Source organism: Paenibacillus sp. sgz302115, assembly GCF_056120445.1.
The window spans coordinates 64817-81508 of sequence record NZ_JBVYOK010000018.1 but is presented as its reverse complement, the minus strand read 5'-3'; the positions used below and the strand labels follow the sequence as shown (position 1 = coordinate 81508).

Annotated in this window: 12 protein-coding genes and 1 pseudogene; 9 read left to right on the top strand and 4 right to left on the bottom strand. The window is 45.7% G+C overall.

The annotated features are described in order from the left end of the window. Nucleotides 1–333: 333 nt before the first annotated feature. Nucleotides 334–546, top strand: a complete 213-nt coding sequence (locus AC0LWN_RS25465) for a hypothetical protein (RefSeq protein ID WP_474670333.1) — start codon at nt 334–336, stop codon at nt 544–546. A 126-nt stretch (nt 547–672) separates the two neighbouring features. Here the strand turns inward: AC0LWN_RS25465 and AC0LWN_RS25460 are convergent, their stop codons facing one another. Together AC0LWN_RS25460 and AC0LWN_RS25455 are read right to left on the bottom strand one after the other, a co-directional pair. Next, a complete protein-coding gene (locus tag AC0LWN_RS25460) occupies nt 673–1731 on the bottom strand; it encodes a hypothetical protein (protein WP_474670331.1) in 1059 nt (352 codons plus the stop codon). Beyond that, nucleotides 1732–3570 carry an HSP90 family protein gene (locus tag AC0LWN_RS25455; RefSeq protein WP_474670329.1) on the bottom strand — a complete coding sequence of 613 codons (1839 nt, stop codon included), beginning with the start codon at nt 3568–3570 and terminating at the stop codon, nt 1732–1734. A 189-nt stretch (nt 3571–3759) separates the two neighbouring features. Here AC0LWN_RS25455 and AC0LWN_RS25450 point away from each other — a divergent pair. From AC0LWN_RS25450 to AC0LWN_RS25420, 7 genes and pseudogenes are all read left to right on the top strand, one after another. After that, nucleotides 3760–4597 (top strand): annotated as a pseudogene (locus AC0LWN_RS25450) (IS4 family transposase); the annotation flags it as partial. 837 nt (nt 4598–5434) lie between these two features. After that, the gene (locus tag AC0LWN_RS25445) at nt 5435–6022 is read left to right on the top strand and encodes a TetR/AcrR family transcriptional regulator (RefSeq protein ID WP_474670327.1); all 588 of its coding nucleotides are present in this window, start codon (nt 5435–5437) and stop codon (nt 6020–6022) included. Next, nucleotides 6019–6882: an alpha/beta hydrolase family protein gene (locus tag AC0LWN_RS25440; protein ID WP_458967022.1), complete on the top strand. Its 864-nt coding sequence runs from the start codon at nt 6019–6021 to the stop codon at nt 6880–6882. The genes AC0LWN_RS25445 and AC0LWN_RS25440 overlap by 4 nt, the downstream gene beginning before the upstream one ends. A 546-nt stretch (nt 6883–7428) precedes the next feature. After that, nucleotides 7429–11433 carry an S-layer homology domain-containing protein gene (locus AC0LWN_RS25435; protein WP_474670325.1) on the top strand — a complete coding sequence of 1335 codons (4005 nt, stop codon included), beginning with the start codon at nt 7429–7431 and terminating at the stop codon, nt 11431–11433. A gap of 190 nt (nt 11434–11623) precedes the next feature. After that, nucleotides 11624–12070 carry a LytTR family DNA-binding domain-containing protein gene (locus AC0LWN_RS25430; protein WP_474670323.1) on the top strand — a complete coding sequence of 149 codons (447 nt, stop codon included), beginning with the start codon at nt 11624–11626 and terminating at the stop codon, nt 12068–12070. Nucleotides 12071–12084: 14 nt separating this feature from the next. Next, entirely contained in the window at nt 12085–12513 is a 429-nt protein-coding gene (locus tag AC0LWN_RS25425) for a DUF3021 family protein (RefSeq protein ID WP_474670321.1), read from the top strand. Nucleotides 12514–12697: 184 nt separating this feature from the next. After that, complete coding sequence (locus AC0LWN_RS25420) at nt 12698–14011, top strand: alpha/beta hydrolase family protein (protein WP_474670319.1); 1314 nt, start codon at nt 12698–12700, stop codon at nt 14009–14011. Between the two features lie 164 nt (nt 14012–14175). On the opposite strand, the gene padC is transcribed toward AC0LWN_RS25420, so the two are convergent. Both padC and AC0LWN_RS25410 read right to left on the bottom strand, forming a co-directional pair. Then, entirely contained in the window at nt 14176–14682 is a 507-nt protein-coding gene (gene padC / locus AC0LWN_RS25415; RefSeq protein WP_474670317.1) for a phenolic acid decarboxylase, read from the bottom strand. 15 nt (nt 14683–14697) lie between these two features. Continuing rightward, the gene (locus tag AC0LWN_RS25410) at nt 14698–15657 is read right to left on the bottom strand and encodes an NmrA family NAD(P)-binding protein (protein ID WP_474670315.1); all 960 of its coding nucleotides are present in this window, start codon (nt 15655–15657) and stop codon (nt 14698–14700) included. 123 nt (nt 15658–15780) lie between these two features. On the opposite strand from AC0LWN_RS25410, the gene AC0LWN_RS25405 reads away from it, so the two are divergent. Next, entirely contained in the window at nt 15781–16662 is an 882-nt protein-coding gene (locus AC0LWN_RS25405; RefSeq protein WP_474670313.1) for a LysR family transcriptional regulator, read from the top strand. Nucleotides 16663–16692 lie beyond the last annotated feature (30 nt).

Below are 16692 nucleotides of genomic sequence, written 5' to 3'. Positions count from 1 at the left end.
CTTTCTTTAACGAAGCTCAGTTTTTGGCTGAGGATAGCAGATCTCAAATAAAGCCTCAACCATCGCGTTGGAATCGGAATAAGGTCCCACACTCCTTAGTAATTCAGTGAAGACTGATTCCATCTGGTACAGGACAACATCCGACTTGTCGTCAAACAACCGATAAAAGGTCGCTCTGCCCACACCGGAGGTGTTGACGATGTGTTACGGTGATGTCATTATAATTAAGCGTCCGCATTAATTCCTCCAGGTCCTTACAAACCAGTTTTGCCGATTGTGTTTTTCGTTTATCATTGCCAATACGATACATTACCGCCGCTTCATGTTCTTCAGATGACAACTCTGAATGGGGCTGAATTTCTGGATCGGATGAACGATATGGGCACCGTGGATATTGGCAAAAACACCGATATGGTCCTTCTGGACGCCAACCCCATAGAAAGCGTACAAAATCTTCATAAAATTAACGCTGTGATACGGGCGGGTGCTTATCACGATAATCAAAAGCTTAGCTCCATTAAGCAAAAGCTGGGAACGAATCAGTGAATGCAGTTTGTCTGCAAAAGATTGGAACGCATAGTGTCTGCTTCTCAACACAAAAAGCAGCCCCCAATACGGGAGCTGCTCTTTGCCGCGCCTGTCCTTAATCAAGGACGGCTGCCGGAACACAGTCTACAATTGTTGCAAGAGTGTGGTATAGTAGGCGTTACCGTTTCGCTTATCCAGCTTTTCCGCTGTGGCGAGAGCCAATTGCTGGAAATGCTTCGCGAGCGACTCAACCTCCCCGGACTGGCGCTCATACGGGTGCCCTGCCGGAAGCTTGACCTGGAACCGGATGGATTCTTCCGCCAGCCGGCGGAACATCTTGGCCGAATAGGCATTGAATATCATCTGATCGACCGGGTTCTCATGATCGAGAGAGGAGGCGACATACTCTTCAAAGACCTCCAGCGCCTTGATTGGATCGGTCAAGGTCAGGTAACCAATGTGCTCTCCCTGGTGATACAGAAAGTCGCGGTTTCCCTTTACCAATTTGTAGCCTTTCTTCTGAAGCTTATCCGCTTCCTTCTGACGGCCCAGCCGCAGGAGGGGGAACAGCACCTTCGTGATGGTCACATGAGGCACCTCGCCGCAGCTCATTTTCCCTTTGAGAATCGGCTCGGCAGCCTTCACGGTTGCTTCGTCGTCTTCCCGCTTCGCCAGAAACTCGACAAGGTGGTGCTGCTCACAGGCAAGACAATCGCTCATTTCATCCCGGTCCATAGTCTGCACAATGTCCCATTCGGCCTGGGAAGCGTCCAGTTCCCCGAACTCTGCAAGGATGTGCGCCCGGTAGTAGTGATAGGTCCGGCTGCTGTAGCCTTCGGCCGCAAAGCGGGTCTTCATATCCTCCAGCAGGTTCTCAATCTGGACACGGCTAATATCTGCAAAAGCGGAGATGCGGTCCAGCACCCACTTGTACGACCACATCAGGCTATAATCATCGAACCGGCCCGGGTTCTTGTCATACTGTCCCAGCTGCCAGGAAAAGGCGACCAGCGCCTTCATCGGATAGCCGTGGAAGCTGCCCAGCTCTACGATTTCGCTGCGGGCCTCATAGCCCTGATCGATATCTCCTGCGGCATCTGCCACCCGTACCGCCTGCTCCAGCAGCTCCAGCTTAGCCTTGCCTCCCGGCAGGCCATAGGCTTCTTCCATCAAGTCGTCGAAACTCATCTCGGTAAAGTTCATCTATTCGTCTCCTCCTGTGACGTGACTGGCCGTCAATCCCCAATCAATAAATTGAATAATGTCTTTGTTCAGGAGCGCGATCTCCTGGCGGTTCATCGGATAATGTCCCATCATCAGCGCATTGCAGTACAGCATTTCGACAATGGAGGGCAGCATCTTCTGGTGCGCCCGATGAAATGCCCGCCCGATGACCGGGTTGTTCAGGTTGAAGTAGAGCGTGGCGTATGCCGCATCCTTGAGCGTAGCGCCCAGGCTGCCCAGCACGGAGGACAGGGCGTCAGTGCTCACTTCCTTCGTTGCCTCAAGTACGCGCCACTGGGCGGACTCCTCGGACAGCGTGTAGAGTACAGGAATCTCCTCCGGCTTGAAGCGGCGCAGCTGCACCTGGCAGCGGAATTTCTGCAGGACACTGTCTGCGAGTCTTACGGATTCATAATAGTCCAGCCGCTCTTGAGGGGTAATATCGGTAAAGGATAACGATACCTCCTCCGGCAGCAGCCGTTCAGTCTCCACGTCCGGGTCAACGAGCGGCAGCCGGGACAGCAGCTCGGCATCATAAATAAATCCGCCATTCACCACCAGCATGGATTGGGCCGAAGCCACATGGGTAATCTGGCGGTATTCGTCCAGCGTCGCAGTGAAGTAAAGAGGAGGCTGCTGCTTCAGCTCGCCAAGCGGCTTCCTGCCAAATGTGCTCTCAAACGGCAGCCATTCATGAATAATCGAATAGAATGACAAATCTTCCACCGCGAGGGCCTTCATGGATAAGGCGTGCAGCGAAATGATAGATTGCAGGCGATCCGGGTCGTACTCCGCCATCCGCATCAATTCCTGACGTATGGAGTTCCCCAGCTCTTCCCGCACCTGCTCCAGCTGGGCATTCTCATAGAAATGCTCCCGGGAAGCGGTCGGCTGCAGCTCATCAGTCCAGATCAGGCATTTCACGAAGAACGCCCAGTCCGGCAGGATATTGCTGGCAGCTTCAGAGACCAGCATGTGCTTCAAGTACACCCGGTGATTGCGTTTGGCGTTGAGGTTCACCGCCTGCGGCAGAATGAAGGCGATGCCTCCCGTCCGGCCCGAGGTGGTGTGCAGGGGAATGAAATCGCGGAACGTCTCTCCAAGCACCTGCTTGCCAAAGGCCAGCACCTCGTCGCGATGCTTCCGGGCCAGCTGCGGGTCTTTGACCCACGGCGGGGACTGCGGATTAATCAGGCGGGTGGTATGGTCTGACACCAGCTGGATAGGATAAGGCAGCAGAGCGCCGTAATGGAACAGCCATTCTTGCAGATTGCCTTCCTCGAAGTAAGCTTCGGAGCCTTCTTTGCAACGCAAAAAAACCTTGGTGCCCGGAGCATGTTGCCCTTCGAGCTTGCGGATCGTATAGGTGCCGTCCGGCTTCCCGCGCCATTCCAGTGCAGGTCCGCCCTTGGCGGATTGGGTGACCATGACGATATCATCACTCACCATGAAGCAGGACAAGAGCCCGATGCCAAACCGCCCGATAAAAGAGGTGTTGGTGGAGAGAAAGTCTTCACCCCGCTTGGAGGATTGTCCGATCATCGCCAGGAACTCATGAATCTCTGCTTCGTTTAACCCGATTCCGTTATCTTCTACCAATAAGGTCGCCCCGGTTGAGGTCCCGCTTACCTCGACATGAATCTTGCCTTCGTATCCGTCAGGGGAATAAGCCTGCCGTGCAGTAATCGCATCTATGCCATTCTGCAGCAGCTCCCTTAAGAATACCTTCGGGCTGCTATACAAATGGTTAGACAAAATGTTGATCATACCGCTTAAGTTGACCTGGAAGCGGTAGGTATCCCGGTTCTGGTTCTCCATTCTTGTTCTCCTGTTCTGTAATCATTTGATATGTAGACGGATGCAACTCTATGTATTACCCAGAAGCCGCATTATAAGAAACAGATATTGCCAATCCTCCCGTGATCCCGTTTGCATGATGTCTTGAAATACAAAAGAAACCCAAGGGCTTTAAAGACCTGGGTTTCTGTCAAGCTTCAACGGTTACGCATCACCGGCATGAATCCGGGAATAGACAAGCGCTCCTGCGGGTACAAACGCCGGAAGGAAGCCTTACTTTCTGCCCCGCATCTGGTTTCTGAGCTGCTCGAGCGGGCTATCGCTTCCGGGGTTTCTGCGGCTTACGTACTCATGGATAGCTGGTTTACACATGCCCCCCCTGATCGGGCGGATTGTAGACCGGGGCCTTCACGTCATTGGCATGGTGAAAAACGACAACAAGCGGTATCTCATTCATGGCAAACAGGTTGATCTCAAAGGTCTTTACCAAGCCGCCTCGCGCGTCCAGGGGAGGCATCGGAATATTTTGCGCCAGATTTATACAGAGCTGGTTCCCGGTATTCCAGTCGTAGTCGTTTTTGTCCGCCATCGCTCTAAGAAAAACGAGTGGCTCGCCATTCTGTCGACGGATCTTACGCTGACGGCACCGGAAATCATTCAAACGTATGGTCTCCGCTGGGACATTGAAGTCTTTTTTAAATGCACCAAGTCCTTGCTGCGTCTACAAAAAGAGTTTCAAGGCCGCTCCTACGATTTGCTGATTAGCCATACCACGATTGTCTTTTCCCGCTATATTCTGCTGGCCTGGCAGCATCGGCAAAGCACCGATCAGCGGACGCTCGGCGGACTGTTTTATTTGCTTTGTGATGAAGTTGGTACGTTGGATTGGGCAGTTGCTTTACAACAACTGGTGGAATTAATGAACGAAATCGCCAATCAAGTCGGTCAGAAACTATCCGCTATGATTAAAAGTCAACTCCAGCATTGGATTTCCGCTTTGCCCAACTACATCAAGGCTTACTTGCCGTTTTCAAGCTGCGAAGGTTGAGTAAAGAAGCTCAAGCATTGGGGTATTCGCCTCTTGGCCGTCGGAAGGTGAGAAGCGAATACAGAGACAGACTCGAATTGTGTACTCTGCCAGCAGCAACTTTCAGCTGAAGCTCATGGAAGGCAAAGAAGTTTTGAGTCTTTTGCCCTCGTTGAACATTTTTCTCTTAATATCTGTCATAAAATCCGCACTTCATCGGTTCCTCACAAAAACAAAATCCCCCTGTAAGTGCTTTTCAACAGGGTGGGGGTGCCGATGCCTTGTAATGTCATATCCTCTTACCTTGCACTACCTGGGGCTGGTGCTAGTTAAACCTGATTGATGTAAAATTGATGTAAAACATCAACAGAAACGTGTGGAAATCAGCTTCCTAGAACGGAAGTGTATTGAAAAAAATCCGTCAAATCAAGGTTTCAGCGGATTACTACAGATCGTATCCAAGGATAATATGTTCCCGCATACGGTGCATATCGAATCAGTCGCATTACTGGAGCTGAAGTAGTACAGTGGAGAGAAGCTTTGTGTATCAAGGGGCTTTGTGCTGATCCAGAAGCTGGGAAGTTAGTGGGACAGCGAGCCTGATTGTGTATTGATGTGTAATTGATGTGAAAAACCTAAATAATCACTAGTAAATAAATATAATTTGACATAAAAGAAAGCAAGAAGGCGCTCGGGAATTACTCCTGAAGCGTCTTTGTTGTGCTTAAGCAACTAGCTAATTATATGGCTCAGTGATTAGATTTGAGAAGTCAATTTAATAATTTTCTTGATAGGGGCTGAAATATTTGCTAGTATAAAACCGAGGATACTGTCGGTTTTATAGGGAGATGATGCACTATGAAAAAAGGAAGTAAGCGAAAATTGGAAATCCAGAAAGCGTCGAAAGAGCTTATCATAGAAAAGGGATACTCTGCCGTTACAATGTCTGATATTGGACAGCGCATCAATCTTTCTGTTGGCGGCCTTTATTATCATTATCGTTCCGTAGAAGAAATATTTTTGGATTTAGCAGCTAATGAAACCGATAATGTATGGAGTATTTTTGAGGCAGTCAATGATATAGAAAGTTTAATTAATGTTTTTAGAAAGTATTTTAAAGCGGAAAAGACAGATTTATTAAATGTTGAAAATACACTTAACTCGATTTCCTATCAATACTACTTTAGTTTTCCGGCAGAAATTAGAAAAAGCAAAATGCAAGCTGCTTATACTGAAACGATAGGCAAAATGACCCTTATTCTTTCAAAAGTATTTGAAAATCCTCAGACCACGGAACAGTTGTGCAATCATATATATGTCATGTTGCACGGATTGAATGTTCTTGCGCTGACAGGACAAATAACAGAGGATATTATTGATTATGAGTTCAAGAAAACTGAAATATTAATGCGATGCCTGTATTCAGAAAGCGAGGAAGTACAATGAGCATAAATACTACGGTAGTGGCGACACATGCGTTTGGCAACATTACGGTGACGGAAAAGCTCATGAACTGGAATAATACACATTGGCGTTATACTGTTAGTGGTAATGGAAACAGATTTATTTTGGCTATACTGTCAAACACCACTGGTCATCTGCTAGGCTTACCTTTGGCGGAGGAATTCAGTGATACATATACAACGATTGCATTATCCGTGCCGCCTATACAATCTTTTTGTGAAACCGCAGAAGGGTTAAAGACATTGTTAGATTCTGAGGATGTTAGAATCTGTAACGTAATCGGGCATTCCAACGGTGGTGTGCATCTGCAAAACCTGATAAGCCGTTACCCGAATGTAGCGGATAAAATTATATTTTCCCATAGCCTTACCTCTATGGATAAAAACGATGCTTATACTACCAATGCATCAGAAGTAAAAGCCTACAAACTTATGCGCAGGATGCTCAAGGTGCTTCCGGTATCTATACTGACTACTGCCCTAGGGAGGATGGTTTTTCCAAAGTTTTCTTTACAATCAGGTCAGAAAGATACAGATCGGTTGATAGGGCTCTGTAAAGAAGATATGAAAAGATATAGTAAGCAGGATTTTCTTATGATGGCAAGTTGTATGGAGGATTTTCTTTTCAATTATACATTTACCTCTGAGCCGTATGTAAATAAGCCACAAGAGGTTTTAATCGTGGACAGCCCTACTGACAAAATCGCCAACCCTATGCAACGGGCACAAATGTTAAAATTATGCCCAGGTGCGCAAGAATATCATTTTAAGTCTGGTGGTCATGTAACGATGGTAAACTGTCAAGATGAGTATTTTTCTCTGCTGAACAGATTCTGGAAATGAGATTAATTGGATTGAGTGAAAATCAAGGTTTTGGTCGTGCTGGGCCTTGGTTTTGACGTGGAGTGTGTAGCGGAAAGGAGGGCATAGCCCCTCTTTTTTTTTTGGCTTATTTTGTACTATAATGAACATTTTGTGGCGTCAACGCGACTCCCTGTTTACATAGGATCAGATGAGAAGTTTATCTATTTTCGTAATATATTAAAATGATTCGTGCATTACCCATATTTAGACTTTCCCTTCCTGTTGTTAATATGAAAGCTGATACAGGGAGTAATTGGCGTTTAAGTGCTGCTGGGGAAAGCGCATACAATTATCATCGGAAGGGGAGAGGGCATCTTTATGTTATTGCGCAAGACCTTTTGACGGATCAGCGTGATCAGCAGAAGCTGGACTGTATTCAAATGTTAGGGCTGTAGATAATCGAGGCCTTCTACCCGTTTGTTTTTATGAATGCGTTTTCAGATCTTCAACCGAAACAACATATTAATTGGGGTGACTCTAAAACGAGACTTTAGAGGCTTCCTTAAGAAAAGGAGTCAAACTAAGATGAACAGTAGAAAATGTGTAATCAACATCTCCCGCCTCCTCGTCATCATCATGTTGTTCTCCGTATTCACGTATGCTCCCGTCCCGGCTGCTGCGGCCAGAGATGAACTGCCAGTTGAACTGAACGACCTCATTGCTCAAGCCGAAGCTTTAAAAACCGGCAATCAGGAATTCCCGCTCCAAGTCAGTCAGTCTGTCTATGGATCCGTCTATGGATCCGATGTGAACCGGGCTCTTCCCTGGGTACACGTCGACGAACTCCAAGCTCTTAATAATGCTCTTGAGTTCGCGCGCAATGTGAACACTCCCACGGGCGAAGCTATAGCCATTCTTAAAGAAGCAATAGTGAATTTCACTAAAAATATCAAATCAGACGGTTCTGATCCCTATTTCCGTCTTGATCCGGGTCCTGGTAAAGTTCCTGTAAAAGTTACTTCGCCCACTAATAACTGGACTGCAAGAACTCCGCTTGACAATCGTGTTCCCGCCGACTTTGCCGGTGGCACATTCAAAATGATTCCGTATCCTTTTGCAGATTCCCAAGACAAAGCTGAAGTGCTCCAGATTAATTACGCCCATAGCGGAAAAGGCACGTTCGGCGGCATAAGTATTGAATCCCCGTTGTCCCCTGCCGTAAATGTCACAGAGGGTTCAACTATTGAATTCGATGTCTTCTATCCCAAGAGCGCGCAGGGCAAATATATGAGGTGGAGAATCAGAAATACTAACACTAACCTCGATGCCTACCTCAGGGATTATCAGTACAACAACCTTAATCCCGACTGGGTTGGCAGCTACAACGGTGAATCCTGGTTGAAGGCTCATCACAGCATTACCGCCTCAACGGGCAATTCCTCGAACTTTATTCTTGAGCTTCATGGCGAGAATGCCCGTCCTGCAGAAACCGGTATGCTGCTTGTCGCCAACATCCAAATTACCGCACCTGATCCTAACGGCATTGCGCTTCCCGAAGTAGTCAACAAGGAAAACCAGAGTGCCGTAGCGCCTCTAAAGAGTGTTTACAATAAGGAGAATGGCCTGTTCATGGTCGGCTCGATCGGAACTGGAGCAGTAACCGGAACCAGAGCCAATCACTATGAAATCTTTGTCGACGGCAACAATCTAAAGGCCGATGGAACGCATCCCCGTGGCCCCGAATGGCTGAAAGATGTTACCGGCGCGGCCCTGAACGGCGCAACCACTACCCCTGGCTTAGCTGAATACAGTTTCCCGACCAACTCATATCAGGCGATCAGGGATTCCGGAACTCCCGGACAGTACAAGTCTCACGGCCATGTTTTGGCATGGTACAACCAGGCCCCTGGATGGATGACACAGATTATTCCCGCGAACCTGTCCTCCGGGTATAATGGCTCTACTAATTTCTACGGACTTGGCAACGGCGTTACAACTACGGTTAAGGTAGACAAAGAAATGGCGAGAAGAGTGCAGTTTAACCACACCATGTATGTGATGCGGCACTTCCTGACCACAGATACGAAGTACGGCTCAAGCGTATCCCGTGGAGTAATTCCCTTCAATTCATGGGATGTACTCAACGAAGAGGTTCACGAAAGCCGTCACAGCGAAGTCATCCCCACAAATGCGGACAGCTGGAGAACGAGCCTTAAACACACCAACTGGCTTGCTGCAATGTCGGATGATCAAATTGGCGGCGATATCACCGAGCATTACATTTACCTGCTCTTCAAAAACGCGCACATCGCGGCCCCCAACGCTAAGATGGCAGCAGCTTACAAGGCCAATTACGCTAACCTTCCGGAGTACATGAAGCTCGACGGACACGACAACGACGGCAGCATTGACGCTTACATCGTTGACAATCCTCCGAAGCTGACCTACAACGATTACGGACTTGCGACCCGCAGCAAAGCGAGAACAGTATACAACATGGTTCTCGAATTAAATACCGCATGGCGCTCCGATCCGCTATATGATGGAAGACCCCTTATCGAAGACATCGGTATCCAGGGACATGACGCGGTTGGTAAGACCCTTGCAAGCGATAACCAATATGCGATGGCTCTCTATGCCTCTCTCGTTGACCGGGGCCTGCTATCTGGTATTACCTATTCAGAGCTTGACCTTAAGGTGCCGACCGATGCCCCCGGAGGCGGCGCGACCGCTCCCGCAGTGCTCAATGTCAGACAGTCGGATGCCCTTGGTTATGAGTACGCGCTGCTGTACAAAACATTTACCAAGTTCGCCCCGTATATAGATCACATCATCAGCTGGGGCGTAGCAGGTTCAGGATGGCAGGGAAGTTATGTCCTGTTTGACAGTCAGAGCAATGCTAATGCCGGCTACTATGGCGCCATGAATCCGGACAGATTCATTCTTGGACATTCGTATCTGGATGGTTTCTTTGCAGGTGAATACGGGAAAATCCAGAATGCTGCCGTTGACCTTGGCGATCTTGGAGTCTATACACCCGGTAGTGTGAGTGCGGACCTCAGCGGCTTGACACTGAGTGCGGGAACACTCCAGCCGGCTTTCAACGCAGCCACCACAGAGTACGATGTATCCCTGCAGGATGCCAGCAGCATTACAGTGACAACAACAGCGGCAGACAGCAGGTCATCCATTAAAGTGAACGGCACAGTTATTGCCAGCGGTATAGCTTCCGGAGCCATAACGCTGACACCTGGTACAAAAGCAGATATAAAGGTAGAGGTGACAGCTGCGGACGGTACGGTAAAAACGTACACCATAAAAGTAACTAATGGCAGGACAGAGGCTTCGCCTACTCCAAGCTCCGGAACACCATCTGCAACACCTACACCTGCGGCACCTTCAACGCCTGTACCTGCAGCATCTTCAACCCCTGCATCTGCAGCACCAGTTGTTCAGGACCAGACAGTAACCATGCAGACAACTGTGAAGAATGGTACCGCATTTGTTCCGACACTGGATCTGGCAAAAGCAAAGGAATTTATGGAGAAAAATGTTACCCTAGACATTCCTGTGGCGCAAGGAGTGAATTCATACTCGGTAGGCTTGCCTGCTGCAGCACTGTCAAGCGGAACAAAGGATGACAAGCTCACAATTTCTACGGAATTGGGTAAGGTAGTAATATCCGGTAACATGTTGACAGGCACAACTGAAAGCAGCAGCAAGGAAGTAGCGCTGGAGATTGGAAAAGGCGACAAGTCCAAGCTCCCGGCGGAAGTGAAGGCGGCTCTCGGCGATAGACCGATCATACAGCTTAGCCTTAAGGTGGATGGAAAAGAAACGGCCTGGAGCAATCCCGTTGCACCTGTAACCGTATCCGTGCCTTACAAGCCGTCTGCAGATGAATTGAAGAATCCCGAAATGATTGTTGTCTGGTACATTGACGGAAGCGGCAATGTTCTAACAGTACCGAGCGGACGTTATGCTCCCAAGACCGGTATGGTAACCTTCACAACAACTCATTTCAGCGACTACGCAGTAGCTTACGTATCCAAGACATTCACAGATCTCGGAAAGGCAGCATGGGCCAAGAACGCAGTCGAAGTACTTGCATCAAAGGATATTCTCAAGACAGAGGGTGATGTATTCAATCCGTCAACCGATATCACAAGGGCAGATTTTCTTTACTCCCTTGTCAGGGCGCTTGGCTTGACTGCAAAAGTAGATGGAAATTTCAGTGATGTACAGAAGAATGCTTACTACTATAATGAAATTGCAATTGCCAAAGCTCTTGGTATTGCCAATGGCATAGACAACGACAAATTCGGCAGCGCTCGTAAGATCACAAGACAGGACATGATGGTGTTGACCGAAAGAGCCTTGAAGCTTGAGAAGAAGTTGAATACCCAGGGTGCGGCTGCGGATCTGGAGAGATTCTCCGACAAGTCCGAAGTTGCTTCCTATGCCGTGAACAGCGTAGCTGCCATGGTTAAGGAAGGGTTGATCGAAGGCAGCGGCAACAAAGTCAATCCGACTGGAAACACAACCAAAGCAGAAGCTGCGGTATTCCTCTACAGACTGTATAATAAGTAAAAGATTCGCATAAGAAAGTTGGAAACCGCGACAGCTATTGCTGGCGCGGTTTCTTGCTATGTGCGTCCGTCGGGAGGCGGAAACTCCGGGATTAAAGAAGATAGGCTAAACTGATTTTGGAGAAAATGGTTCTCTTAGAAGGATGTATAGGTCTTGAAGTCGAAAAAAGTTTTAATTCGAATTTCCGAGGGTGATTTCTATCAAAATTTCCATCGAAGTAATAGAACATACAGAAGAAGAGGAGATCCGCATCAGGTGTCACCAAGTAGACGAAGAAACGCATGAGCTCGTTAATAAAATTAAAACCGAAACGTTCATTATACTTGGTTATCATGAGGATAAGATCAGCCGCATCAAACTTAGTGATATTTATTATTTTGAAGCTGTTGACGGAAAAGTGTTTGCGTATGGAAAGAACAACGTTCATGAAGTCAAACAAAAGCTTTATGAACTGGAGGAACTTTGCAAAGAGAAACATTGTTTTCGCGCCTCCAAATCGACCATTCTAAATATAGCTAAGATTGCCAGTATTCATCCTTCGATCAGCGGCCGTTTTCAAGCATTATTGGATAACGGGGAAAAGGTAGTCATATCACGGCAGTATGTGCCAATACTTAAACATATGCTTGGATTATAAAAGGGGGAACCTATATGAAGTATTCCGAGCTCATAAAAGAAATGATTAGAGATTTCTTAATTATATTTGCCTCCATCATTATAATCATCGCTATTTTGCGGCAAATCTATGTTCCTGATGCAAGTTTCGAGTTAAAGACGATTTTTACAATTATGGCTTTCTCTTTTCTGGGTGCTTTGACCGGAATCATTTTATATATGCCGGATGGGATTAGCGAGAATAAAATGCGCCTCCGAGTGATTTTGCATTTCTTTTTTCTGGAAGCCCTATTAATTTCTCTGGCTGTCCTATTGAATCTCGTATACGGCACTTTCGGCATACTATTATTGGCTGTGCAAATTGCCGCAGTATACGCTATCGTTCGCCTGCTGACGTATAAGAATGACAAAAAGGAAGCTCAAAAGATCAATGAAAGACTAAGAACATTTAAAAAAGAGCTTTAGAAGATATACACAAACCGCACAAACCGCTCCCCAATAAAGTTGTATTCGAAGCGTAAGTACACATCTTTGCGTTGTTTTTTACAACTTATTGACTCTCAGCTACAGCTTATCGTGTATGCGTATACTCCTGCTCTTCCATTTATTATGATGAACTCATAAAAAGTTGGAGGAGAAGAGAAGTCTTATGGAGATTTTAATACTTGTTGTTACGTTGGTTTTCGAGCTGGCAATTGCCGTTTATTCCATTGTAACCAAGCAAAGCCGCCACAAGATAAAGAGTTGGACGAGGATCGCAATGTTTATAGGATTCATAATACTGAGCTTGGGGAAAGTTGTCGTATGGGAGTACACTTGGGTGCTGTTTGCAGGCTTGCTCTTTATATTAGCGTTCAAGGAAATGGTTGCACTCCTGCGCAAACAAACACACACTCGGCGTTACAAAGCTTTTTCTACGATATGGAAATTCTTTTTGTTAGCACTGACCGTAGTCGTTACCCTTGTTCCTGTTTTACTTTTTCCACAGTATAGGCTGCCGCAAGTGACAGGTCCGTATCCAGTGGTGACCGCCACTTACACCTATGTGGACAAGAATCGTATCGAAGAATTTACGGATAAGGGAGACAATCGGTTTGTTAACGTGGAATTTTGGTATCCTGAACAGGCAGACGGAACCTATCCTTTGCTTGTGTTCTCCCATGGAGCATTCGGTATTAAAGAAAGCAACACTTCTACCTTTACAGAACTTGCGAGCCACGGTTATGTTGTCGTTTCGATTGACCATCCCTACCATTCTTTTTATACCGTCTCCGAGGATGGAAAGGTCGTGACGGTTAATCCCAAGTACTTGCAAGAATTCAGCAATGCAAATATAAAAGGGGTTTATCCGCTTGGTAAGTTTTTCGAGCTTAATCAAAAATGGATGAAATTGCGAACGGATGATATGGATTTTGTCATAGATACGATCCTGGAACAAGCCGGGCAAAAAAAAGACTCTGTATATGAACGCATCGATACACAGAAAATAGGCGTGTTCGGTCATTCTATGGGGGGTTCGGCAAGCGTAGCACTGAGCAGGGAGCGCGATGACATTGATGCCGTAGTAAATATAGATGCTCCGTTCTATAGTGAGCTTGTGTATGATAAAGCTACGAACGAATTAACTGCAAAATCCGAAGCTTATACCATCCCGCTTCTTAACGTTTATTCGGATGATGTGTGGATACAGCTCGACAGCAGTTCTTCGTATCTTCCGTATATCGCGAATAGAATTTCGAATGAAAATTTTAAAGGTGCATACACCGTTCATTTTAAAGGCGCAAAACATTTAAGCTTAACCGATCTACCTTTATTCTCGCCTATACTGGCAAACCTGTTGCAAGGCGGAAAAGCAGATATAGATAAATATTATGCGATTGAAACTCAAAATGAACTTATCCTTCGTTTTTTTGACTATGCTCTAAAGAATCAAGGTCAGTTTGCTCCAAAAGCGACGTATTGAGTATCTGTTCCGTACAGAGAGCTGAGATTGTAGTGGTGGAGCGGGTTTGGGGAGTAGGGTTACCATATGAAAAATCGGCCTTGTTCGCATTGCATGCGAAGAGGCCGATTTTTGTTCTTCTTCAGTTTGACCGAATCATTTCGGTAATTCGTTTTTAGATTTACTTATTTCAATTTTCCTGCACGGATGTCGTCTGTCATCCCTTTATAAGGCGCTTGGGAAATTAGTTCTTGATTGTCAATACCGGCGTTTTCCAAAAATGTGATATCAGCAAATTCAGGAACAACATATTTGGGATAAGTTTCATATTTTTCGCGCGCTTCTTTCATTAATTCAAGATGATCATTTTGATAACAAACCGTAATTTCCGGATGTTCATGAACCCACTTTGGGAAAAAAATAACACCGTGCATTCGTTTTTCATTTGGCATAAAGTTCAAGGAAACGTCCGTTCCTGTTGGCTCGGTCCATGATACTTTATAAACGCCTTCTGTTAGTTTTACAATATCAACTTCCTGGTTACGCACCCAGCGGCCCGCAACCATGCCACTATGGATACGATAATCAATGGTATGGTCATTCTTGATGTAGATTTCGTATTCCCAACCAATTTCATAAGTATAAATCATATGGCTTCCTACAAAGTCTATTAAACCTTCTTTTGGTTGCATATAGAGTTCTCCTTATTATTTCATATCCCGCCAGTTTTGGATATTGTTCTCCCAAATATATTTATATTTTCCGATAATATCTCTTGCTGTTTTTGGCTTTTGTCCAGTCAAAGCTTCAATAGCATCGGATTGAACGTTTAAAAGCCCTTCTTTAATGCTGGCATCGGTTGTCACGAGATCATCGCCGCAGAATGGAACAGGCGAGCAGGAGAAATCTCCGGTAATTTCTCTGGGAATGTGCAGTTTTTCCAGGTGTTCGTAATATTGCTCCGCATTCACGGGAGTATACTCCAGGTCTCTACCGGAAACTTCTTTAATGAGGTTGCACAGATCCCTTACGGAAACAGACTCTGATCCTACGATATTATAAGCCTTGTTATCTTTGCCTTTTCCGAGTAGGGCTGCGGCTGCGGCCCTTGCGCAATCATCTTTGTGAACTAAAGTAGCCCGGCCTTCGCCGGCAGTGCTTAACCATTTATTGTTGGACATTAGTGCCAACATCGTATACATGGTCAGATAGTTTTCTAAATACAAGTTGTTTCTCATTGCATTGTAGGTAATACCTGTTGACTTTAAGTAGTTTTCAGTTGCTGTATGGTCTGGGGTTACAAAAACGTGAGCGTAATTAGGATCTGTCGCACCGATAAATGAACTATACGTGATGTGAGAGATTCCTGCTTTGATTGCTGTATCAATCGCATTTTTGTGCTGTTGGACTCTTCTGCCTACTTCAAGGCCGGAGACAATATAGATACGATCACCATCTTTGAAAGCCCGTTCCATGGATGGAATGTCATCATAATTGATTTCAAAAATTTTGACTCCCGCATTCTCCCAACGTTGAACCGTATCTTTGGGAATTCTGTCTTTCTTCATGCATGTGAAGGTTAAATTGCGACCATCTACTTCTGCGAGAACCGTTTCCGCCACACGGCTTGCTAGTTGACCATCTACGCCTGTTACAATATAACGCATGTTTATTCCTTCTTCCCTAGTGATAGCTTTCACAAGGGAAGAATAGCATAGGTTGACAATAGAGTGAAATTACCCTATGTTATGATTTATAAAAAGGATTTATTAATAAAAAGGGTGTTTCAAATGAATATTCAGCAATTAAAGTGCTTTGTTTCTCTTGCCGAGACACTGAATTTTTCAACAACGGCTGAGAAATTAAATTTGACACAACCTGCTGTAAGCCACAACATAAAAAGTTTAGAAAATGAGCTGGGAATCATTTTATTTGTTCGCAGCAAAAGGACTGTTAATTTGACTTTAGCCGGCAAAAGCTTTTACGAAGATATGGAAGGACTTCTATTTAGATTAGACCAATCCATTAAGAAAGCAAAACGGCTCTCGGAAAAATATGAAAGCACTTTGGTTATCGGATACACGGAGACTGTTTTTGAGAAGAAAGTTTTGCCGGACATGATTAGACGATTTAAGGAAAAATACCCGCAGATTCAAATTCAGTTGAAAAAGTCTAATTTGACTAGAGAGAAAGAAGATTTATTAAACCAAAAGTTTGATATCATATTTACTTCGGAAGATAATTTGGGAAAGGACATTGATTTTTGTTTTTATCCGGTACTTCAGGGGTCCTATGTTTGTGTGCTGCTCAAAAATCATCCTTTCGCGAATGAAAGTGAGCTGGACATTGAACAATTAAATCATCAATCGATCATTTTATTTGACGAACACCAATCCCCCCCAACCCTAAAAAGGATGAACAGGAAAATTATTGAGAATTGTCCCGATTCCATTTATACCTATGGTGATACCATAAATACAGTCCATACCATGATAAAAAGTGATCTTGGCGTTTCGGTTCTGCCGGACTTTGTGATTGGAGAGGATTGCGAGATCGCGATTGTTCCTTTAAGCTATACTGAAGAAGTGGTTTACGGTCTTGCTTGCCTTAGAAGCGAAGAGCGCTTAGAAGTAAAACGCTGGATTTCAACTATAAAAGAGTTACTCACTTAAACCGAAACCTGAACCGGGCAATGAGAAATC